Origin of the sequence: Pseudomonas sp. 2024-210, from assembly GCF_045062345.1 — a bacterium.
Lineage (GTDB): Bacteria > Pseudomonadota > Gammaproteobacteria > Pseudomonadales > Pseudomonadaceae > Aquipseudomonas.
In genome coordinates, this window is the sequence record NZ_JBJGEJ010000004.1 from 388,623 (window position 1) to 408,897 (window position 20,275).

The following is a 20,275-nucleotide window of genomic DNA, read 5'->3' on the forward strand; positions in this document are numbered from 1 at the left end:
CTACGGCAACTTGCTCTGAAAACCCGGCCACTGCGTCGGGTTTTTTATTGCCCAGAAAAAGCCGATCCACTGCAGCCAGAGCAGCCTTCGGGGCGTCTGGACAATGATGAGCCGGATGTGCGTTGCTCCGGACAAGCACCGATATCCTGCGCACCCTAACCTCTGAGGCTTGTAAGGAGGAGCAACACAGGGCTGCCAACGTTATTCTTTCCAAGCTTGTTGGATGCGCATCCAATCCAGCCACGCCACTTGACGCTTCTCTTCAGCGGCTTTTTTGGCTTCTGTAAATCGCTTCCAAACCTCAGGGCTATCAAAACCATCGGCGATGATCACGTAGGCAGCAGCCTCGAGCCTATCAGCTTCGAAAAAGAGACTGGCATTGAGAGTGATCTGCGCCTCCCAATATTCATTCTTCGCGAATCTAAATCTAACTGTGTTCATGTGGTTTGCACCCGTGGACAGATCCAGGACCGCGCCAATGCACCTCGGTAATACCGAGTCTTTCAGCCATTGGCTTTGAGAATAGCTTGAGTGGAGGCTTCCCAGGCTTGGGGATGGGCACTGCACCGGCATCACAGCCTGCCCATTGCCACGCATCTTCATCAGTCAGGTGCAATGCCCGGATTAAAAGTTTTTTGGGAGCTCCATGAAGTTTGTATTCAATGGTGAAAATGTGCTCTTGACTCATGTCGATTCCAGCTCCAGCTGATGACGGCTTTGACGTCTTAGTCTCTTTAATTGTCCGACAATCAGCAGCGCTCATAATTCATTCATATTTGGGTTGCGACGCTTTTGACCTAAAGATCCAAGCTCTGCTTGCCCCGGATCATTTATTAATCATGCCCCACGGAGTCGAGCGCATGGATTTTCTGCACCGCCTGCTCGACAGGCTCGACCTCCTGATAGCGGGTCTATTAGGGGTGATCGTCGCAAGTTGGTGGCACAAAGATGACCTGACCGATTGGCGGGCTTGGATGATCTTCTTGATCACTGGGGTTTCCTGCTCGCTATATCTGACAGGAATGGTGAGTGCTTACTTGGGCGTAACTGAGCCAAGCATTGTCGCTGGCATTGGCTTTCTGCTGGGCACGTTCGGCGGCTCGCTCCTGGCAGCGATCAATCGAGCTATTAAAGCTGCCGACCTTTGGGCGCTTATCCGTCAGAGGTTCGGGGGAGGCAATCCACCATGAATCTTGAACTGATCAACTCCATTGCCTGCGGCCTTATCGCACTGTGGGCGACTTGGTGCGTGCTGAGCGGAAAAGTCAGGGATGGCATTCTGGGCAAGCTGATCTACTCGACGATCGCCATCAGCGGCTTCGTCGTCATGGCGCGCAGCCAGAACATCTTTTTCGGACCGACCAGCGCCGGTCTTACGTTGCACGTCGCCTTAGCACTCGCCGGCGCCCGGCATATCTTCATGGTCATGTACTGGAAGCAGGTGAAAGCTTGGCTTTGCCGGATGCTCAATTGTGAGCAGTGCATGGGCTGCGACAAGCAGAAGTAACTTGCGACACTTTTTAGAACCCAACGAATTGTAACGCGACACTGAAAGCTGAATGACGCTCGAGGTTATGGAGTTCAAACGAGAAGACTGGCGTGACGCCGGCAAGACCCTGCGCAAGATTGCTGATGATCTAGATGCTAGCGAGCATCCCAAATGCAATGTAGGCGCGCTTACGATTTAGGCGCTAAGGGCGAGGTTATTGTATTCGGTCTCAGGCCTAAGTGTGACGATCTGCAATGCCTGGGCGCGATGCGTCTGGGTGAACAGAAGCTGACTAGTGTGCTGCTAAGTAGCTGGGAAGGGTAGGTGTGCCGCAGGTGAGTGCAGCACGGGAGGGGGTCACAGGCTTCTGTTTTTTCTATCGCATTCCTCTTGTGCTTCAAGCCGAGTTGAGTAGGAAGTCGGTAGTCTCCGATCCTCCAGCGTGTCCAAAATTAAATAGCCCCGAACCTTCCAATGGGACGGCTTAGCGTTATCGCGACGCCTGCCGCCTTCGATAGGTCGGGCGTTTACGACAATAAACCGATCTGACATTCTGCAATCTCCGTTGCATCTCGCGAAACAAATACCGTCAACACTCCACTATTTCAAGCTTAAGGTGAGTTATGGACAGGCCATACCCTCCATCGTCATTGCTTGAGCTGTCCGATCTGAGCGACTTCGGCATCCGCCTCCATCCAGCTCCAGATGTGTGGGAGTGGCTTCAAGCCGAGATACTTGCTGATACCGGCAGCATTCACAATTCAGATCACGCCCACCTGCTGGGTGCAGGCATTCGGGTCATGTGGGCCTCGTCGAGTTTCGAGAAGCAGGGCAGAACAGTTCTGGGTCAGGCTGAACAGGTAGCGTTCCGCGCCGGTGGCTGGCAGAAAGCACGGATGGAGCAGCAGATGCGTGATTGGTTCGGCGATGTGCCGGCCTTCATCATCACCTTGGCTGCCGACTACTGCGCCCAGTGCAGCGACCTCGGCTTCTGTGCCCTCATCGAGCACGAGCTTTACCACCTGGCTCACGCGACCGACAAGTACGGTCAACCAGCATTCACCCAAGACGGTGCACCGAAGATCAAGCTGCAAGGCCATGACGTCGAGGAGTTTGTCGGGGTGGTTCGCCGCTATGGTGCGAGCCCTGACGTTCAAGCGTTGGTGGACGCTGCAAAAAAAACCGCCGAGGTGGGAAAATTGAATATTGCGAGGGCCTGCGGAACCTGTCTGATCAAGTCGGCCTGATATGAGACAGGCATGAGACGGAATCCAATCTATGGCAGCCCTGAAAAACGATGTGAAAGTCTTCATCGTTCAGGCTTTGGCGTGTTTCGACACACCGACGCAAGTCTCACAAGCGGTGAAGCAAGAATTCGATGTTGATGTGACCCGTCAGCAGGTGGAGCAGCACGACCCAACCAAGCGCGCTGGGGTTAACTTGGCAGCCAAGTGGCAGACCCTGTTTCACGACACCCGCAAGCGCTTTCGTGAAGAGACCGCAGATATCCCGATAGCCAACCGTGCATATCGATTGCGAGCCTTGGGGCGTATGGCCGAGAAGGCTGAGAACATGAAGAACATGGCGCTGACTGCCCAGTTGTTGGAGCAGGCAGCCAAGGAGGTGGGCGATGTGTATGTAAATCGTCGTCTCGAACCTGAAAAGCCTCTTGGCTCTCAAGCGGATCAACCGCACGCACTCGCTGAGTACACATTGGAGCCAGACGAGAATGTCCCGACTACCCCGCACCTATGATCCGCCAGTAAAGCTTACGTCGAAGCAGGCAAATATCTATGTATGGGGCTTTCAGCCTGAAGCCCGCTTCCGTGATGCCGTGTGCGGTCGGCGATTCGGCAAGACATTCTTGGGCAAGGCCGAAATGCGCCGTGCTGCTCGTCTCGCGGCTGAGTGGGGGGTAAGCGTCGAGGACGAGATCTGGTACGGCGCTCCAACCTTCAAACAGGCCAAGCGCGTGTTCTGGCGGCGCCTGAAGCAGGCTATCCCCGAAGCATGGCGTGCACACCGCCCGAACGAGACGGAATGCTCAATCACCCTCAAGTCCGGCCACGTCATGCGCGTGGTGGGACTCGACAACTACGACAACCTGCGGGGCTCCGGTCTGTTCTTCGTCCTGGTGGATGAATGGGCAGACTGTCCGTGGGCTGCGTGGGAAGAGGTGCTGCGGCCGATGCTGTCGACTTGTCAGTACCAGATTCCAGGTGTTGGTATGCGCAAGGGTGGTCATGCATTGCGAATCGGCACGCCCAAGGGCTTCAACCACTGTTACGACACTTATCTGGACGGCAAACCAGGTGGCGAGCCGGACCACAAGAGCTGGCAGTACACGTCATTGCAGGGCGGAAACGTTCCTCCTGAAGAGCTTGAAGCGGCTCGCCGGAAAATGGACCCGCGCACCTTCCGGCAAGAGTACGAAGCTGGCTTTGAGAACTACGCGGGCGTCGTCTACTACACATTCAATCGAGACGAGTGCCGAACCAGCGAGCGAATCAAGCCGGGCGAGGCGTTGCACATCGGTATGGACTTCAACGTCATGAAAATGGCGGCCGTCGTCTATGTCGTGCGTAAAGATCTGCCGCTGGCCCTGGACGAGTTTCATGGCGTTCGGGACACGCCGGAGATGATCGAGAAGATCCAGACACGATTCCCTGGGCACTCGGTGGCAGTCTATCCCGACGCCAGCGGGCAGAACACCAGCAGCAAAAACGCGAGCGAGTCCGACTTGTCGCTTTTGAAAAAAGCAAAATTCACGGTGATCGTTAACTCCACAAATCCAGGCGTGAAGGACCGTGTGAACTCGGTGAACGCCATGTTCCTGAACGCCTACGGCGAGCGACGGCTGAAGGTCAACATCGACCAGTGCCCTCAGCTCACCTTGTGTCTGGAGCGACAGACCTACACCGACAAGGGCGAGCCGGACAAAGATCCGAAAAAGGGTCACGACCATATGAACGACGCCGCCGGCTACTTCATTGCCAAGCGCTATCCGATCAAAGCGATCGTCACTTCTATCAAAATGGGATACGCCCGATGAGCAACGACGTCTCCTTCAAGCGGGCGGAATACACGGCAGTGCTGGACCGCTGGGCGACCGTTCGCGACGTCTGCGCCGGTCAGCACCGGGTTGTCGATCGGCTGCCGTACATCAACGCGCACGACAAGTCGCCAGAGAATCAAGATCGGAACCAGGCTTACCGCGAACGTGCGGTATTCAAAAACGCCACCGGTCACACCCGAAACGGTCTGCTTGGGCTGGCCTTCCACAAAGATCCGACGCTGACTGTGCCGACGAAGTTGGAATACTTGCAGGACAACGCAAACGGCTCCGGGGTGAGCATCTATCAGCATTCTCAGGGCACACTGGAAAAGGTGCTTGAGGCTGGTCGTCATGGCCTATACGTCGACTATCACCAAGACGACGGCATCGGCGGGCACGCGGTTATCCTGACCTACTGCGCTGAGGACATCATCAACTGGCGCACCGGCATGGTGAACGGCCATAGCGTGCTGACCTTGGTGGTACTGAAGGAGTCTCCGGAAATCCCTGATGGCTTCGGCTTCAAGACGGTAGAACAGTACCGGGAACTGGCTCTGGAAGATGATGGCTTTGTTTGCCGGGTATGGCGGCGGTCCGGGCCTGAAAATGGCGGGCCTCTAGCGGTTACCGATGAATTCCGTCCTTCAGGTGCTGGCGGCCGACTGAAGGAGATCCCGTTCACCTTCGTTGGAGCGCAGAACAACGACCCAAGCATCGATGAATCTCCGCTGTACGACATCGCCATGATCAACCTGGGCCACTACCGGAACAGTGCTGACTATGAAGACAGTGTGTTCTGGTGCGGACAGGCGCAGCCATGGATTGCCGGGCTTGATGAGTCTTGGCGCGACTGGATGGAGAAAAATGGCGTCTATGTTGGCTCTCGGGCGCCGATGATGCTTCCGGCCGGCGGTGCTTTCGGCTATGCACAACCACTGCCGAACACATTGGTTAAAGAGGCGATGGCCGATAAAAACCAGATGATGATCGAACTGGGCGCCCGTATGGTGGTGACCTCATTGGCGGCCAAGACTGCTACCGAGTCGCGCAGTGACCAGTCGGCATCGACATCGGTGCTAGCTGGCTGCGTGGCCAACGTCAGCGAGGCCTACACTCGGGCAATTATGTGGTGCTGCACGTACATGGGCATTGCTGACAAGAAGGTTGCCTATTTGATCAATCAGGAGTTCGTCGAGCTGACGGCTGATCCGCAGATGATCACCGCGCTGGTTGGTCTCTGGCAGAACGGTGGTTTCGCCAAAGCGGATCTTCGGGCGTACCTGCGTAAGTTGGGCCTGATCGCGCCAGAGCGCACCGACCTTCAGATTGATGGTGAGCTGCAAGAGCAGCGTGATGGACTGGGCTTGGACGACGAGGTGACACCAAATGGCGGTAAACCAAGCAATCCTTGACGCCACGATCCGGCATGCGGTCTTCCTCGAAAAGTTGAAGGCGGGGGAGGTCGGCAAGTTCGCCCCCTTCCTAAAAGAGATTGACCGCTCGATCCGCGAACGACTTACCCAGTCTGACCTTACCGAGTACAACGTCAAGCGGCTGGAGGCGTTACTGGAGGAGGTCGATAGTTTGTTGCTGGCGATCTTTGTCCGCTTCAGCGCGCAGCTGAACCTCGACCTGATCGATATTGCCAACTACGAGGCCGAGTTCGAAGCGACCAGTCTTGCCAGAACGGCGCCGATTGGCTTGTCGCTGGACGTGGTCGCTACGACGACTGCTGCAGTCCGCACAGCAGTGCTGACGAACCCGCTCAGCTTACGCGGTATTGGTGGTGGGAAGTTACTCAAGACCTTCATCAAGGACTGGACTAATGCAGAGCGGGAGCGAGTCACCGGGACGATCCGACAGGGCTTCTTTGAAGGGCAGACGAACTTCCAGATCATCCGCAACATTCGTGGCACCAAGGCGGCCGGCTACAAGGACGGGATTCTTGCTACCACCAACCGCAACGCTAGTACGGTCGTGCACACCGCGATTCAGCACGTGTCGTCCCAGGCTCGCATGGAGGTGGCAAAGGCCAATACGGATATCGTCGAAGAAATCCAGATGGTCGCCACGCTGGATAGCAAGACTAGCCAGCAATGCCGCTCGATGGACAAGCGCAAGTTTCCAGTGGATTCCGGCCCAAGGCCGCCGTTTCACCCTAACTGTCGCACCACCTTCATCCTGCTGACCAAGCTCAGCGCGATGTTCGCCAAGGGGTCTACGCGCGCCTCGGTGGGTGCTGACGGCGGACAGCAGGTCAGTGCTGACCTTGATTACTATCACTGGCTACAGCGGCAGCCGGCAGCGTTTCAGGACGAGGCAATCGGCCCAATGCGGGCCAAGCTGTTCCGGGAGGGTGGTTTAACCGTCGAGCGTTTCGCCGAGCTGCAGCTTGATCGCAACTTTGCGCCACTCAATTTGGCGCGGATGAAGGTTTTGGAGCCTTTGGCATTCGAGCAAGCGGGCATTTGACCGAACACATTCAATCAGCCGCCTTCGGGCGGTTTTTTATTGCCTGCAAAGCGGGCAAACAAAATCCAAGGGGTGTATCAACGTGGCAGAAGAAAACGAAATCGACCTGGAAAACCCGGCAATCAAGGCCGCTATCGCGACTGCCGTTGAAGCTTCCGTTTCCGGCCTGAAGACCAAGAACTCGGAACTGCTGGGCAAGCTGAAGGAAACCTCCGGCAAGCTGACCCAGTTCGAGACCCAGTTTGAAGGCATCGACATCGACGCCGTCAAAGGCCTGCTGAGTCGTGCTGGCCAGGATGAAGAAACGAAGCTGCTGACAGAGGGCAAGGTGGACGAGGTGTTCAATAAACGCACCGAGCGCCTGCGTGGCGAGCACGACAAGCAGCTGAAAACTCTCGCCGGTCGCGCCGAGAAGGCGGAAGCCTTCGCCGCGAAGTTCCAGGGCAAAGTCCTGGGTGACTCGGTACGCGGCGCAGCACTGAAAGCCGGCGCTCTGCCTGAAGCCGCCGACGACATCATTCTGCGCGCCAAGGGCGTGTTCTCACTGAATGACGAGGGCGAAGCGGTCGCCGTCGATGAGTCTGGCCAGACCATCCTCGGCAAAGACGGCAAAACCCCTCTGACCCCGCTCGAATGGGCGGAATCCTTGCGCGAAAGCGCACCTCATCTGTGGCCAAGGGCTTCAGGGACACAAGCCCCGGGCGGGGGTGGCGGCCAGGCTGCATCTAAACGCTCCGAAATGACCTCCGAGCAGAAGCGCGATTACCAGCGCAAGCACGGCCAAACCGCATACCTCGCATTGCCTAAGTAAGGGGATAAACCCATGGCTACAACTGTCAACAGCGACCTGATCATCTACAACGATGAGGCGCAAACCGCATATCTGGAGCGCATTCAGGACAACCTGGACATTTTCAACTCGTCGTCCAACGGCGCAATCGTCCTCGATAACGAATTGATCCAAGGCGACTTCCGCAAGCGCGCTTTCTACAAGCTCGGCGGCGGCCTGGAGCATCGCGATGTCAACTCCGAAGGCAAGGTCATTGCCAAGAAAATCGGCGCTGGCGAGGCTGTAGGCGTCAAGGCACCGTGGAAGTACGGCCCGTACCAGACCACCGAAGAGGCGTTCAAACGGCGCGGTCGTCCGGTGGAAGAGTTCTCCCAGATCATCGGAGCCGACGTGGCTGACGCCACCATCGAAGGCTTCATCGAGTACGCCACTGGCGCGCTCAAGGCTGCCATCGGTTCAAACGCCGCCATGGTGGTATCTGCCAACATCGAAACCGACGGCAAGAAAACCCTGACCCGCGGCATGCGCAAATTTGGCGACAAGTTCGGCCGCATCGCGCTGTGGGTCATGCACTCGTCTGCCTACTTCGACATCGTTGATGAAGCGATTGCGAGCAAGATCTATGAAGAAGCCGGCGTCGTGATCTATGGCGGCCTGCCTGGCACCCTGGGCAAGCCGGTGCTGGTGACCGACAAGGCGCCAGTGGATGCCATCTTCGGTCTGCTGCCAAACGCAGTGGTCATCACCGAGTCGCAGGCTCCTGGCTTCCGCTCGTACGATGTCAACGACGAAGAAAACCTGGCCATCGGCTACCGCGCCGAAGGCACTGTCAACATCGATGTGCTGGGCTACAGCTGGAAGGAGTCCACTGGCGGCACCAACCCAACGCTGGCAGCTGTTGGTTCTGCCGCGAACTGGGTCAAGCATTCGGACAGCAATAAGGTCACCGCTGGCGTGATGATCAATCTCACCACCACGCCACCACTCGGCGAATAATATCCACATCAGGAAGCGGCCAGTGATGGTCGCTATGGAGATTTCGATGGAGCTCGTTTACACGAACCAGCTTGACGGCTTTGAACCGGGCAAGCGTTACCGCTCCCCCGGGTTGTTTCGCAGCGTTGAGCGTGACGCAACGGCTGTGACGGTGGTTGGCGACTATCCACAGATCGTTGCAGCGTACGAAGATGCTGGCGTTGAAGTTAAGGTGATCGAGTTGCCAGCGGCTGCTGTTGTTAGCTCGCGGGCGGTCGCATCTGACGAGCTGAACAAGCTGCTTGCCGAGCTGCGGGCTGAGAACGGCGCAGTAGTTCTGCTGATCGACGGTTTGGAGGCTGGTGAAATCCACCGTCCTGAGTCTGGCGAGCTGGCGTTGCGCTTGTTTGAAGGGCTTGGTGCCATCCATGCTTCGGTTGGCGAATTGACCATTGAGCGTAATGACCTGCGGTCGACTATCGATACGTTGCGTGACGAAATCGAAACGCTCAAGAAGGCCGCTATCGTGCTGCCTGATGATGCTGGCGAAATTGCAGCGCTGAAAGCGCGACTCGATAAGGCCGAGGTTCAGTACCGTGCCAACGCCTCGAAAGAATCCTTGGAAAAGCTCGTCGCTGAGTTGCCCGAGGAGTAATACTGCTGGCTGCCGGTGATCCGGCAACCAACCTTCAAACCATTCCAGCGAGTTGACGCATGACACTCATCATCGAGACCGGGCAGGGCCTTCCTGACGCCGAAAGCTATGCAAGCGCCGAGGACCTGACCCTGTATGCCGTGAGGTTTGGCACGGTCATCCCTGCAGGTCTTCCCGAGCAGGAAGCGCTGCTGCGCCGGGCCGCCTTGGCGATGGATGGCATGACGTGGAAGGGACGCAAGATGAATAGCGAGCAGGCCTTGTCATGGCCGCGCCGGGAAGTGCTGCTGGATCACGAGATCAAGCCGAACAACTACCTGCCTGCCCGCATCCAGTACGGGCAGATGGCCCTGGCCGCTGAGATTCACCAGGACGACATTGACCCGGTGGAGAAGCGCAAGGGTGCAGTGCTGCTGGATCGCGTCGAGGGTGCGGTGACGCGACAGTACGCGGCCATCCCTAACACCAGCAACCGACTGCTGCCGGCGGCGCCTGATCGGCCGAGCGCAACGCAGTTTGCTGACTACCTACAAAAGCGGGGCCTGTTCGCCGTCCGCGCATAATTGAAACGGAGCCACCATGGCCTTCTACGATGAAATGGCCGTGATGGCTCTGGAGATGATTACAGAGTTCGGCCAGCCTGTGACCATCAGCAAGACGGAGCCGGGTGAGTACGACCCGGAGATAGGTGGCGAAGTGCCAGGCGTCACTGTCGAGCAAATCGCCCAGGGCATCCTGCTCGACTTCACCGGCCAAGAATTTCAAAACAACAGTCTCATCCTGCAGGGCGACAAGAAACTCAAGATTGCTGCGAAGGGTTTGGCCTGGGTGCCCGATCTGTTGGACAAGGTGGTCATTCAGGGCCGCGCCTGGTCAATCGTGCCACCGCTGAAAGAGATCAACCCCGCTGGCACGCCGATCTTGTATGAGCTGCAGGTGCGGTCGTGAGTGGGACAGGTGCCGGCCAGTCCGGTAGTTTCGCCCTGAGCCTGGCTGAGTTTGCCGCCCAGGCCACGGAAGCCATCGACACTAGTCTGCGCGAGATCATCATTGAGGTCGGCAACAGCCTGATCCGCATGTCTCCCGTGGGTAACCCGGAGATCTGGGCGCAGAACGCTGTGGCGACCCAGTACAACAAGGCCGTTGACGAGCACAACACGACGCTGCGTAGTGATCCGGCCAACCTGACGAAGGCGGGCAGGCTTCGACCAGGGCGCAAGGTGCACGACGGCATGGATATCGTCGCTCCTGAAGGCTACGTCGGTGGCCGGTTCCGCGGGAACTGGATGTTCAGCATCGGCGCGCCCGACAGCGCCACGACCGAAGAGATCGACCCGAGCGGCGCCAAGTCGACGGCGCGTATTACCGCCGGCACCATCGAATTCAAAGCAGGCGATACCTGCTACATAACTAACAGTCTCGGATACGCGATCCCGCTGGAGTTTGGCCATTCGACCCAGGCACCCGGCGGCATGGTCCGGGTAACCGTGGCCCGCTTCCAGCAGATCGTGCTGGAGGCTATCAGGAACAATCAGGTATGAGTCACGCAATCATCGCCTCGATTTATGAGGAAAAGCTGATCGCCTGGAACACTGCCAGGTCGGAGAGGCTGAAGATTGTTTTTGAAAACAAGGCCTACACGCCGGCGGCGGGTGAGACCTACCTTCGCGCGTTCACGATCCCGGGTGATACCGCGAGCAACACGCTCGGTGGCGATCACCGGCTCTACACCGGCGTGTTTCAGTTAAGCATCATTGCCCCGGCGGGCACTGGGAAGTTCGAAACCAATCCACTCGTTTCTGCGCTGACAAGCCTGTTTCCGCTCTATGCCAGAAATACGAAAGGTGAAGTCACTGTGATCACCATGTCGCCCGTTGATCCGGGCCCAGGTATCACGGGCGATTCCGTTTACACGGTACCTGTTTCGTTTTCATATCGCGCCGACACCAACTAATCCCGCCCATTGGGCAAACCCCCGAACCCGCCTTGAGCGGGTTTAGTCATTTCTGAGAGAGGTAAAAGCAATGGGCTACAAACTCCCCAACGGCGGCACATTCCAGCATGCCGCCACTTATGCCGCGGCACTGGCGTTCACTGCGATCAGCAACGCAACTGAAGCCGTGGCCGCGGTCGCAGACGCCGATCTGGAGGTGGGCGATATCGTGCTGGTTGAGTCCGGCTGGAGCACCCTCAATGGTCGAGTCGTACGCGTTAAAACCGCGACTGCGGTGTCCATCACCCTTGAGGATATCGATACCTCTGACACGCAAAGCTTCCCGGCGGGCTCCGGTGGGGGCACCCTCAAGAAAATCGAAACGTGGGTGCAGATTCCGCAAATCACTGACGTGGCGTTTTCCGGTGGTGAGCAGCAATACACGGACGTGGTTTTTCTGGAAGATAAACAAGGCCGCCAAGTGCCAACCGACAAATCGGCCGCCAGCATGGCGCTGACCATTGCCGACGATCCGGGCAAACCGTTCGTGAAGGTGCTGGAAGCTGCAGATGCCGGGCGCAAAGTCGAAGCTGCGCGCCTGAACCTGCCGGGTAATGACACCATTTACTACGGTGCCTACACCTCGTTCTCCAAGCAGCCCACTGTCTCGCGTAACAACGTGCTGACCCGCACCGTCAACTTGGCGCTTCAGGCCGAACCGACCCGTTATCTGGCGTAAGGAGGTTTCATGGCCAAGTTCAAGATTCAGCAAAATCCGACATTCAAGGTCAGTGTTGAAATCCCCCGCGTGGGTGCCGAGCCTGACAAGGTTCCTTTTGAGTTTCAGTACCGGGATCGCAAATCTTTAGCAGCTTTGTTTCTGTCGTGGCAGGAAGCCTATAAAGCGGATGAAGAACGCTTCAAGGAGATGGGGGCTGAGCTGACCATCGTTGTGCTGACCGAGGCCAACATTGAGCGTCAAGTCAGCCAGATCGAAGCACTGGTTGTTGGCTGGGGCTATGACACCAAGCTCAGCCAAGAGTCCATTCGTGCGCTGGTGGAAACCTCGGCCGGTGCCGGGGATGCAATCGTAAAGGCCTATCAGGGCGCTTTTGAAGCGGCCCGCCTGGGAAACTGATCGAGGTCGGTCGCGCCCTGTATGAGCCATCCGCGTCAACCGAGCAGCTCAGCCTGTTCGGCCTGACGTCGACGGATTACGACGACACTGTCGAGGTCTGGCCAGACAACTGGCAGGCATTCCGTCTATTTGAAGCCATGTCCACGCAATGGCGGGTGGGGGCATGTGGCGCCACCGGCCTCGATTACACAGCGATCTACGACACCGCCAGCCTTTCGGGCCTTACCAAAAAAAACACGATTAAGCTCTTCCCTGACCTTCGGGTTTTGGAAGCCGAAGCCATGCTCGCCATGTTTGAGCAAATGAACAAAGGATGACGGCATGAGTGGTGAGATTGCGAGCCTTGGGATTGCCGTCCAGACCGGCGAAGTCACCAAGGCCAGTACAGAGCTTGAAAAGCTTGTTCAGGTGGGTGAAAAAGCCGAAAAGGCAGCAGAAGGCATCAGCGAGGGTTTCGGCAAGGTCTCGGCGGCGGCTTCTGGTTTGTCTGGTGCTGAAGCCAAGCTGGCTGAAACCACGGAGGATGCCAAGGATCGCCTGCTTGCAATGGCCAAGGCCTCTCTGGACTCAAGCGAGTATCTGAAGAGCCTGGCTTCAAGCGTAAACACCAATACCGCTGCCATGGATGCGGCTCGAGCCACCACCACCGACTTTGCTGCACTCAACCGGCGACTTAAGGCGGATGCTGACGCTTTGGTTGGAACGGTAGACCAACAAGCGCAATCCACCCGCCAAGCAGCAGCGGCGACCGGAGTGCAGGCCGACGGTCTGGCAAAGCTTCTGGGGCAAATCAATCCTGCCGTTGCAGCGCTGGGGCGTCTTGATGAACAGCAGGCTAAGCTCGAGCACTACCGCAAGGCCGGGCTGATTGATGCAGAGACCTTCAAGGATTACTCGACGCGCATCGATTCGACGCGCAAGAGCCTTGGCGGGTTTGACGATGGGTTGTCGAAAACCGGTCTGAGTGCGAAGCAAACCGAGGCGGCACTGCGTCAATTACCGGCTCAGTTCACCGATATATTTACCAGCCTGGCAGGCGGGCAAAACCCGCTGATGGTGTTGATACAACAAGGCGGGCAGATCAAAGACTCGTTTGGAGGTGTTGATAACACCCTGACCGTGCTCAAGGACAAGTTTCGGTCGCTGTTTTCAGGTGGCTCCGGCGCCGCTGATTTAGGGGCTTCTTTGGCCGGCATGGCAGTGAACTCACAAGATTTGGCTGAGAGTGCTGGCGAAGCTGGCGAGAGTCTTTCTGATCTGGCTGAAAGCTCGAACACAGCAGCGGAGGCCGCTGAGAACGCACAGAAAGCCGTAGGGGCGATCAGCCCAGCAATGAGTGGCGTGACGCTTGGTGCGGCAGGGATGGCGCTCGCCGTACTTGCCGCAGCGGCAGCGGTAGGCGTACTGATCTATGGCTATAACCAGGGGAGCAAGGAGGCTGATGAGTACAACAAGGCACTGATCCTCACCGGCAACTATGCCGGAACCAGCGCCGGGCAATTGGCTGACTTGGCACTGCAGGTCAGCGCTACCAATGGCACGATCGGCGATGCGGCAGCCATACTGGCTAAGCTCGCAGGTAGTGGTGTGATTGCAAGTAGCAGCTTCAAGGAAATAGCTGATACAGCCTCAGCAATGGAAGACGCTACTGGCAGGTCGGTAGATGCAACCATTACCGAGTTCGTCCAAATCGCAAAGGACCCGGTGGCGGCAGCAAAAGAACTCAATGACCAATATCACTTCCTGACCGCCTCGGTTTACTCGCAAATTGTCGCGCTGAAGGAGCAGGGCGATACCACGGCAGCGACCGACCTTCTCACCAAAACCTACGCCGAAACGGTTCAAGATCGATCCAGGCAGATTACCGACAACCTCGGGACGATTGAGCGGGCATGGAAAGGGATCAAGGATGCGGCTGCCGGCGCGCTGGATGCGACGTTAAATATCGGTCGGGTGCTGACCATGGAGCAGCAGGCGCAGGTCATTCGGGATCGCCTCGCAACCAATCAGGGTCGACGCGGGCGAGCAGCAGCATTTGGGCTTGAAACCAGAGACACAGCCAAGGACCGGGCTGCTCTGGCTTACCTTGAGCTGCAGATCGACGCCGAGAAAGCCAAAAGTACCTATCTGGGTGAGCAGAGAAAGATTCAGGATGATTCTCTGAGTGCGATGATCAAAGTCGATGCGCTCACCAAGTCGTCCTGGACCAACGAGCAAAAAAGGACTGAGGCGCTAAAGGAGTACAGAAAGCAGCTTGAAGCTATTCGCAAGGCGAACCCTGACGATGCGCGCCTGAATCAGAGCGTTATCGACAAGAACATCGCGAATATCAATGCAAGGTTCAAAGACCCTAAGGGTAGTTCCACCGGTGCAGTTGATCTCACGGAATTCAACGCCTCCCAAAACGCAATCAAAGCCATTTTGGCCGAGTACGCGAACGCGCAGAAAGAGTTGGACGCACTGCAAAAGGCGGGCTTGGTTTCGCAGGAAGAGTACGGCTGGAAGCGCGCAGGTCTGATCGGCAACGAGAAGGATGAAATCACCAACGCGTATGAAGCGGAGATTGCAGCTCTTGAGTCAGCCAAGGCCAGAAAGACCACCTCGGCTGCGCAAGCGATCGAACTCGACAAAAAGATCGCCGATGCCCGCACTGACATGGTTAAAGCTCAGCAGGACGCGGACAGTAAGCTCAAAGTGTTGGCAACCGCAGAGAAAGGCAGACTTGATCAGCTAAGGATCGCTTCTGAGGCCTATGTCACCCAACTGGAGCGGCAGCGTTCCGCACTTGATAACTCTGGCACACGCGCCGCGGCAGCGCTGGGGTTTGGGGGTCGTCAGGCAGGGTTGCAAAGTGACCTGGATGGCGTCACCGACAAGTTCAACGATGAGCGCGCAAAGCTACTAGATCGCCGCAAGACCGCTCCCGACAAATACAGCGAGGAAGACTACAAGCGGGACCTTGGAAGCCTTGAAGCCGCCGAGAATAAGTACCGAGACACGGTCGTCGGTAACTACGACAAGATTTCCGAAGCCCAGGGCAACTGGCGCAGCGGTGCCACTTCGGCGTTTGAGAACTACCTCGAATCGGCACGGGATATCTCCGGACAGACGAAAAGCTTATTCACCAACGCCTTCGGCTCTATGGAAGATGCAATTGTCAACTTTGCCCTGACTGGGAAGCTGTCGTTCGCCGACTTCACCAAGTCGATTTTGGCGGACATGGCGCGCATTGCCGCACGACAGGCCAGCTCCTCACTGCTAAGCAGTTTGGTGGGCGCTGCGTCGGGCTACTTTACTGGCGGTGGCGGAAATGGAATGGCGGCGGGGTCTGCCGGTGCAACATCCTCGAATCTTGGGGCTTCGCAGGCAGGATACTCATCGGCTTATTTTCAGGCCAATGGCGGTGCTTGGGATTCGGGTGTGCAGCTGTTTGCCGATGGCGGCGCCTTCACCAACAGCATCGTCAGTAAGCCAACGGCCTTCGGTATGGCGGGTGGTAAAACAGGCGTCATGGGCGAGGCTGGCGAAGAGGCGATCATGCCTCTAGCCCGCACAGCGGGTGGCAAGCTCGGGGTAATGGTCGTCGGCGGTAGTGGTGGCGGCACGTCGGTCAGTCTCAGTATGCCGATCATGGTGATGACTGATGAAGAGTCGGGTCGCCCGGAAGGTGCCGAACTCGACGCCGAGGCTTTCCAGCGCAACATGCAAGAGCGGATGCGCGCCGTGGCCAAGGAAGAAATCGCCAAATCATGGCGCCAAGGCGGCGTTAGCAGTCGCAACGTAAAAGGGTGATGTATGGCAATCGAAACGTTCATCTGGCAGAGCGAGAAAGGCGAGGGCGAAATCACCCAGCGGGTTCGAACCAAGAAATTCGGCGATGGCTATGGTCAAACGGTCTCGGACGGGATCAACAACAAATCCCAGTCCTGGCCGTTTATGCACACCGGGCCCAAAGAAAAGATCAAGGCCATCATGGTGTTTCTTGATCGGCACCAAGGCGCCAAAGCCTTTCTCTGGACACCGCCGCTAGGCGAACTCGGACTTTACACCTGCAACGGCTACAAACCCTCACCCCGTGGCGGTCAGGTCTACGCCCTGTCAGCCACATTCGAGCAAGCGTTCCTCCCCTAAGGTAAACCCTAATGGCATTAATCACGGACATCCAGAAACTGGAGCCCGGCGGCGAAGTGCGCCTGTTTGAAATCGACGGCAGTGAGTACGGCGCGGATGTACTGCGGTTTCATGGTCATGCCATCCCGCACACTCCGCAAGAGCTGGCCTCGGCCGCGAACTCGCCGAATGAATTGCCGGCCAAGTCGATCTTTTGGCAGGGCAATGAATACGCCGCTTGGCCTGTCAACATAGAAGGGATAGGCGCAGACAGCGACGGCACCGCTACACGCCCGACGTTTATCGCAGGGAATGTCAGCGGCCGGGTTACCGCGCTGTGTTTGGCCTTTGAAGACCTGCTGAAATTCAAACTCACCGTGCGCGAAACGCTGGCGCAGTACCTGGACGCCGAAAACTTTCCGCAGGGCAATCCGAGTGCTGATCCGACCCAAGAGGCACTGGAGATCTGGTTTATCGACCAAAAAACCGGCGAAGACGGCGAGCAAGTCCAGTGGGACCTGTCCTCACCCGGCGAAATCGACAACCACGGCTTGCCCGGGCGACAGATGACGACCTTCTGCCACTGGGCCATGACCGGCGGGTATCGCGGGCCTAACTGTGGTTACACCGGTGTGGCTATGTTCGATGACGAGGACAACTCAACGGATGACCCTGCGCTGGACCAGTGCAAGGGCTGTCTATCGTCCTGCAAGCTGCACTTCGGCGAGAACGAAGAACTGCCCCACGGGGGATTCCCTGCTGTGTCCCTCATAGCCCGGAGTTGATCATGCGCAAACACATACTGAGTGCGATTGCTGCGCATGCGGCTGCCGAATACCCCAAAGAAAGCTGCGGATTGCTGCTGGCTATTGGGCGTAAGCAGCAGTACTTCCCGTGCCTGAATATTGCCAGCGAGCCGAACGAAGAGTTTCGCCTTGATCCTGAGGACTACGCCGCCGCGGAAGACTTGGGCGAAGTGATTGGCATTGTTCACTCCCACCCGGACGCTACCAGCCGACCGTCTCCACGCGATCTGGCCATGTGCGAGGCCACGGCCTTGCCTTGGCACATTCTGAGCTGGCCGGAAGGGGATTTACGTTCGATTACACCGACTGGCAGCACGCCACTGCTCAAGCGCCCGTTCGTTCATGGTGCCTGGGACTGTTGGCAGGTCTGCGCTGATTGGTATGCCCGCGAGTGGGGGCTGGAGTTCGAGGCCTTCAAGCGCGAGGACGGCTGGTGGGAACAGGCTGACGGCCCGAGTTTGTACGAGCAGGCCTACGAGGCTGCTGGGTTCTGTCGAGTCGACCAGCCGCAGCGAGGGGACATGATCGTTATGGCCGTGGGGCGGACCGCGCACCCGAACCATGCAGGGATCTACCTGGGCACCGATGCGGCACTCCCAGACGAGGAGTCAAACATCTTCGGTCCCGGGCCTTTCCTGCTGCATCACCTATATGGCAGGCCATCCGAGATCATAGTTTTCGGCGGCCCCTGGCATGACAGAACACGCCTGATCCTCAGACACAAAGATGCACAACCAACCACATGATGCGGCAGGGCCGCAGGAGCAGGGTATGAGCCAGCCATTTGAAGTAACTGAAAGCGGTCAGGTCGTAATCTCGCAGGCAGCAGTTGATGATGCATGTATTTCGCAATTCTTGGTTTCTGGCGCTGGGTTTGCTTTGCCGGAGGACTGGGCTGAACGCTCGCAAGAGAAAGCCGACCTGTTGGAGCGCCGGCTTTTGAGGCTTGAAAATGCCTTGGGGTTAAGCGTTATTTGTGATCATTGAAGAAGTCGGTTATCAATTTCACATCCGGCGCCACGCCATCAGCTGTTGGATAAAAATTGAGCTAGTAAATTTATTTGTGATTAAGTACTGAGCAAATTTTTATCTAGGGCGCTTAAGGTTTCGGAAGACTCAGCAGTACCCCAACCATCGGGCGATCGCCCCAGCCTCCGGAAAGCTTGGCTTTGGTTTGGAGTCTCCATGGGCCAGTGATGTTCATATTGGCGATTTGTTTATGAAAATTTGCGGCTGCGTCACGGGGTAGATATCCGACCTTCGATCCCTCTATATAGACTGCACATGCGTTGTGGTCATAATTGTTGTCTGGCTCGCCGACAATATCTGCAACGAAGTCATTGTCAGTAGCCATATGGCGTCCATTTCGTAGTTTTCGAAGGGCTGGTTGGTAATGGGATTCGCCAACGACGTCGAACGCACATTCATGTCCCCCAGTAATCTCACCAGTGACTGGTGGTAAATCTGCATCATGTGGAGATGCTTTCTTGGCACGCTTCTTTGTTATGAGCTCAGCGGGTGGTTTAGGCTGTGTTGCAGTTCGCTTCGGAGCTTGGATGTCGGAGGGTTGATTTCTTAAAGCTTGAAGCGGCTGAGCATTCGCGGCTGCGACTAGTTTGACTGCCCTTGCATGGCTGATCTGTAGGAGTCGAGCCAGCTCGTATGGCATTTTGGGGCCGGTAATTGCAATCAGGTTTCTAGTTTCAACGAGTAAGTCGTCGTCCAGTTCTTCACTTTGCGAGTTGGTGGTCGAATGGGGTGCTGTCGCCCCCCCCTTGGAACACAGGGAAAAGATACGTCTCCACCACGACATTGATCGCTCCTTTTTTTTCAGTCTGGGATAGTAAAAGAATGTCCGGCCGGCCGGTTTAGTTGTCTTTCCTGGGCTTCTTCTATTTGGTGACGTGCTACCCGCGTTTAAGAGACACCATAGCATCCACAAATCGCTCAGCTTTCTTCTGTGTATCTACAAGCGAGCTATTCATGACGTTCCCGCCAGTACTCCGGGTCTGCACAACCCATCGGCCGCGTTTCGAGTAGAGGGCCACGCTACCAATTGAGTTGTAGTAAATACGAGTCTGAACCGCTTTTGACGATGTTCTTGAACTGCCTGCTGCTATCGCTCCGCCGCCGAGAGGGACTGCACTGGCGAAGCCGCTGGTGGTCGAGAGTATGCCGCTGCCATAACCAATGTACTCATCAGTAAACACGACCTGTTCCGGTCTAGTCTTGAGAGGTTGTTCCATAAGGACCTGTTCGATTACCGAACGTGCCTGCTCTGGGCTGATCTTGGCCGGAGTGTATTCAACGACCTTTGACACGCATCCTGTGAGCAGAAGCATTAGTGCAGCTATTGCGAAGGGTCTCATCACAAGCTCCGTTATTGATGGCCTCGCATTCTGCCATGACGGCGGTGCTGATGCTAAAGTCCCGCTAAATCAAAGAGGGAACGACATGCGAATTTTGATAGCGGCGGTAGCGGTTGCGATGCTGGCAGGGTGCACCACTCCATCAGATCTGAAGTTTGGGGATCCAGTGTTCGCCACAACTACGAAGAAGACGCCAAAGCAGTACGCGCTGTGTGTCCTGCCTCGATGGCAAGATTTGAATGCCAGCACAACGATGTCCGAGACTGAAAGCGGCTATCGCTTAGTAATGGCAAATCCAGGCGTTGGTCAAACTGACGAGCTTTTGGAAATCACCGAGTCAGGCAAAGGCGCAACAGTTCGTCAATTTCAACGAATTGCCTGGCAACAGATGGGTAGAGCCGGCGTTTCAGACGCCGTCAAAAAATGCATTTGAGCAAGATCAGACACGAGCCGCCTACGGGCGGTTTTTTATTACCTGGAGAA

Annotated in this window: 27 protein-coding genes and 1 pseudogene; 24 read left to right on the forward strand and 4 right to left on the reverse strand. The window is 56.9% G+C overall.

Annotation, left to right across the window (positions count from 1 at the left end):
• Window positions 1–201 precede the first annotated feature (201 nt).
• Both ACI7MX_RS08735 and ACI7MX_RS08740 read right to left on the reverse strand, forming a co-directional pair.
• On the reverse strand, window positions 202–441 hold the full coding sequence (locus ACI7MX_RS08735) for a hypothetical protein (protein ID WP_146386619.1): 240 nt from the start codon (window positions 439–441) through the stop codon (window positions 202–204).
• Window positions 428–763: a DUF6555 family protein gene (locus tag ACI7MX_RS08740; RefSeq protein WP_405596035.1), complete on the reverse strand. Its 336-nt coding sequence runs from the start codon at window positions 761–763 to the stop codon at window positions 428–430. The genes ACI7MX_RS08735 and ACI7MX_RS08740 overlap by 14 nt, the downstream gene beginning before the upstream one ends.
• A gap of 97 nt (window positions 764–860) precedes the next feature.
• Here ACI7MX_RS08740 and ACI7MX_RS08745 point away from each other — a divergent pair, with 97 nt between their 5' ends.
• The 23 genes and pseudogenes from ACI7MX_RS08745 to ACI7MX_RS08855 all read left to right on the forward strand — a co-directional run bounded on the left by ACI7MX_RS08745 (window position 861) and on the right by ACI7MX_RS08855 (window position 18,410).
• Window positions 861–1,190: an MFS transporter gene (locus ACI7MX_RS08745; protein WP_146386689.1), complete on the forward strand. Its 330-nt coding sequence runs from the start codon at window positions 861–863 to the stop codon at window positions 1,188–1,190.
• The gene (locus tag ACI7MX_RS08750) at window positions 1,187–1,507 is read left to right on the forward strand and encodes a hypothetical protein (RefSeq protein ID WP_405590296.1); all 321 of its coding nucleotides are present in this window, start codon (window positions 1,187–1,189) and stop codon (window positions 1,505–1,507) included. Before ACI7MX_RS08745 ends, ACI7MX_RS08750 begins: the two co-directional genes overlap by 4 nt.
• A 52-nt stretch (window positions 1,508–1,559) precedes the next feature.
• Window positions 1,560–1,813: pseudogene (locus ACI7MX_RS08755) on the forward strand (hypothetical protein).
• Between the two features lie 299 nt (window positions 1,814–2,112).
• Window positions 2,113–2,736, forward strand: coding sequence for a putative metallopeptidase (locus ACI7MX_RS08760; RefSeq protein WP_314482517.1), 624 nt, complete (start codon window positions 2,113–2,115; stop codon window positions 2,734–2,736).
• Between the two features lie 31 nt (window positions 2,737–2,767).
• Window positions 2,768–3,244, forward strand: a complete 477-nt coding sequence (locus tag ACI7MX_RS08765; protein WP_314482514.1) for a DUF2280 domain-containing protein — start codon at window positions 2,768–2,770, stop codon at window positions 3,242–3,244.
• Window positions 3,219–4,541 (forward strand): terminase, encoded by a 1,323-nt coding sequence (locus ACI7MX_RS08770; protein ID WP_314482511.1) that lies wholly within the window; start codon window positions 3,219–3,221, stop codon window positions 4,539–4,541. The genes ACI7MX_RS08765 and ACI7MX_RS08770 overlap by 26 nt, the downstream gene beginning before the upstream one ends.
• Window positions 4,538–5,956: a DUF4055 domain-containing protein gene (locus tag ACI7MX_RS08775; protein ID WP_314482509.1), complete on the forward strand. Its 1,419-nt coding sequence runs from the start codon at window positions 4,538–4,540 to the stop codon at window positions 5,954–5,956. Before ACI7MX_RS08770 ends, ACI7MX_RS08775 begins: the two co-directional genes overlap by 4 nt.
• Complete coding sequence (locus tag ACI7MX_RS08780; protein ID WP_314482505.1) at window positions 5,931–7,016, forward strand: minor capsid protein; 1,086 nt, start codon at window positions 5,931–5,933, stop codon at window positions 7,014–7,016. The genes ACI7MX_RS08775 and ACI7MX_RS08780 overlap by 26 nt, the downstream gene beginning before the upstream one ends.
• A gap of 82 nt (window positions 7,017–7,098) precedes the next feature.
• The gene (locus ACI7MX_RS08785) at window positions 7,099–7,827 is read left to right on the forward strand and encodes a hypothetical protein (protein WP_314482503.1); all 729 of its coding nucleotides are present in this window, start codon (window positions 7,099–7,101) and stop codon (window positions 7,825–7,827) included.
• A gap of 12 nt (window positions 7,828–7,839) precedes the next feature.
• Window positions 7,840–8,802, forward strand: coding sequence for a major capsid protein (locus ACI7MX_RS08790; protein WP_405590289.1), 963 nt, complete (start codon window positions 7,840–7,842; stop codon window positions 8,800–8,802).
• Between the two features lie 46 nt (window positions 8,803–8,848).
• The gene (locus tag ACI7MX_RS08795) at window positions 8,849–9,436 is read left to right on the forward strand and encodes a hypothetical protein (RefSeq protein WP_314482497.1); all 588 of its coding nucleotides are present in this window, start codon (window positions 8,849–8,851) and stop codon (window positions 9,434–9,436) included.
• Window positions 9,437–9,495: 59 nt separating this feature from the next.
• Entirely contained in the window at window positions 9,496–9,999 is a 504-nt protein-coding gene (locus ACI7MX_RS08800; protein WP_314482495.1) for a DnaT-like ssDNA-binding protein, read from the forward strand.
• A 16-nt stretch (window positions 10,000–10,015) separates the two neighbouring features.
• Window positions 10,016–10,384 carry a hypothetical protein gene (locus tag ACI7MX_RS08805; RefSeq protein ID WP_314482493.1) on the forward strand — a complete coding sequence of 123 codons (369 nt, stop codon included), beginning with the start codon at window positions 10,016–10,018 and terminating at the stop codon, window positions 10,382–10,384.
• Window positions 10,381–10,977 (forward strand): hypothetical protein, encoded by a 597-nt coding sequence (locus ACI7MX_RS08810; RefSeq protein ID WP_314482490.1) that lies wholly within the window; start codon window positions 10,381–10,383, stop codon window positions 10,975–10,977. The genes ACI7MX_RS08805 and ACI7MX_RS08810 overlap by 4 nt, the downstream gene beginning before the upstream one ends.
• Complete coding sequence (locus tag ACI7MX_RS08815) at window positions 10,974–11,390, forward strand: phage tail terminator-like protein (protein WP_405590284.1); 417 nt, start codon at window positions 10,974–10,976, stop codon at window positions 11,388–11,390. The genes ACI7MX_RS08810 and ACI7MX_RS08815 overlap by 4 nt, the downstream gene beginning before the upstream one ends.
• Window positions 11,391–11,460: 70 nt before the next feature.
• Window positions 11,461–12,108, forward strand: coding sequence for a phage tail protein (locus ACI7MX_RS08820; RefSeq protein ID WP_314482485.1), 648 nt, complete (start codon window positions 11,461–11,463; stop codon window positions 12,106–12,108).
• 9 nt (window positions 12,109–12,117) lie between these two features.
• On the forward strand, window positions 12,118–12,507 hold the full coding sequence (locus ACI7MX_RS08825) for a phage tail assembly chaperone (RefSeq protein ID WP_314482483.1): 390 nt from the start codon (window positions 12,118–12,120) through the stop codon (window positions 12,505–12,507).
• 62 nt (window positions 12,508–12,569) lie between these two features.
• The gene (locus tag ACI7MX_RS08830; RefSeq protein WP_405596037.1) at window positions 12,570–12,824 is read left to right on the forward strand and encodes a DUF1799 domain-containing protein; all 255 of its coding nucleotides are present in this window, start codon (window positions 12,570–12,572) and stop codon (window positions 12,822–12,824) included.
• 4 nt (window positions 12,825–12,828) lie between these two features.
• Window positions 12,829–16,299 (forward strand): phage tail tape measure protein, encoded by a 3,471-nt coding sequence (locus ACI7MX_RS08835; RefSeq protein ID WP_405590280.1) that lies wholly within the window; start codon window positions 12,829–12,831, stop codon window positions 16,297–16,299.
• Between the two features lie 3 nt (window positions 16,300–16,302).
• Window positions 16,303–16,638 (forward strand): phage tail protein, encoded by a 336-nt coding sequence (locus ACI7MX_RS08840; RefSeq protein ID WP_314482477.1) that lies wholly within the window; start codon window positions 16,303–16,305, stop codon window positions 16,636–16,638.
• An 11-nt stretch (window positions 16,639–16,649) separates the two neighbouring features.
• Entirely contained in the window at window positions 16,650–17,402 is a 753-nt protein-coding gene (locus ACI7MX_RS08845) for a phage minor tail protein L (protein ID WP_314482474.1), read from the forward strand.
• Window positions 17,403–17,404: 2 nt separating this feature from the next.
• Complete coding sequence (locus ACI7MX_RS08850; RefSeq protein WP_314482471.1) at window positions 17,405–18,169, forward strand: C40 family peptidase; 765 nt, start codon at window positions 17,405–17,407, stop codon at window positions 18,167–18,169.
• Between the two features lie 25 nt (window positions 18,170–18,194).
• On the forward strand, window positions 18,195–18,410 hold the full coding sequence (locus ACI7MX_RS08855; RefSeq protein ID WP_314482469.1) for a hypothetical protein: 216 nt from the start codon (window positions 18,195–18,197) through the stop codon (window positions 18,408–18,410).
• A 112-nt stretch (window positions 18,411–18,522) separates the two neighbouring features.
• Here the strand turns inward: ACI7MX_RS08855 and ACI7MX_RS08860 are convergent, their stop codons facing one another.
• The gene (locus tag ACI7MX_RS08860) at window positions 18,523–19,236 is read right to left on the reverse strand and encodes an HIRAN domain-containing protein (RefSeq protein WP_405590275.1); all 714 of its coding nucleotides are present in this window, start codon (window positions 19,234–19,236) and stop codon (window positions 18,523–18,525) included.
• Window positions 19,237–19,330: 94 nt separating this feature from the next.
• Window positions 19,331–19,792 (reverse strand): hypothetical protein, encoded by a 462-nt coding sequence (locus ACI7MX_RS08865; RefSeq protein WP_095018797.1) that lies wholly within the window; start codon window positions 19,790–19,792, stop codon window positions 19,331–19,333.
• 85 nt (window positions 19,793–19,877) lie between these two features.
• Here ACI7MX_RS08865 and ACI7MX_RS08870 point away from each other — a divergent pair, with 85 nt between their 5' ends.
• Complete coding sequence (locus ACI7MX_RS08870) at window positions 19,878–20,225, forward strand: hypothetical protein (RefSeq protein ID WP_314482464.1); 348 nt, start codon at window positions 19,878–19,880, stop codon at window positions 20,223–20,225.
• The last annotated feature ends 50 nt before the right edge of the window (window positions 20,226–20,275 follow it).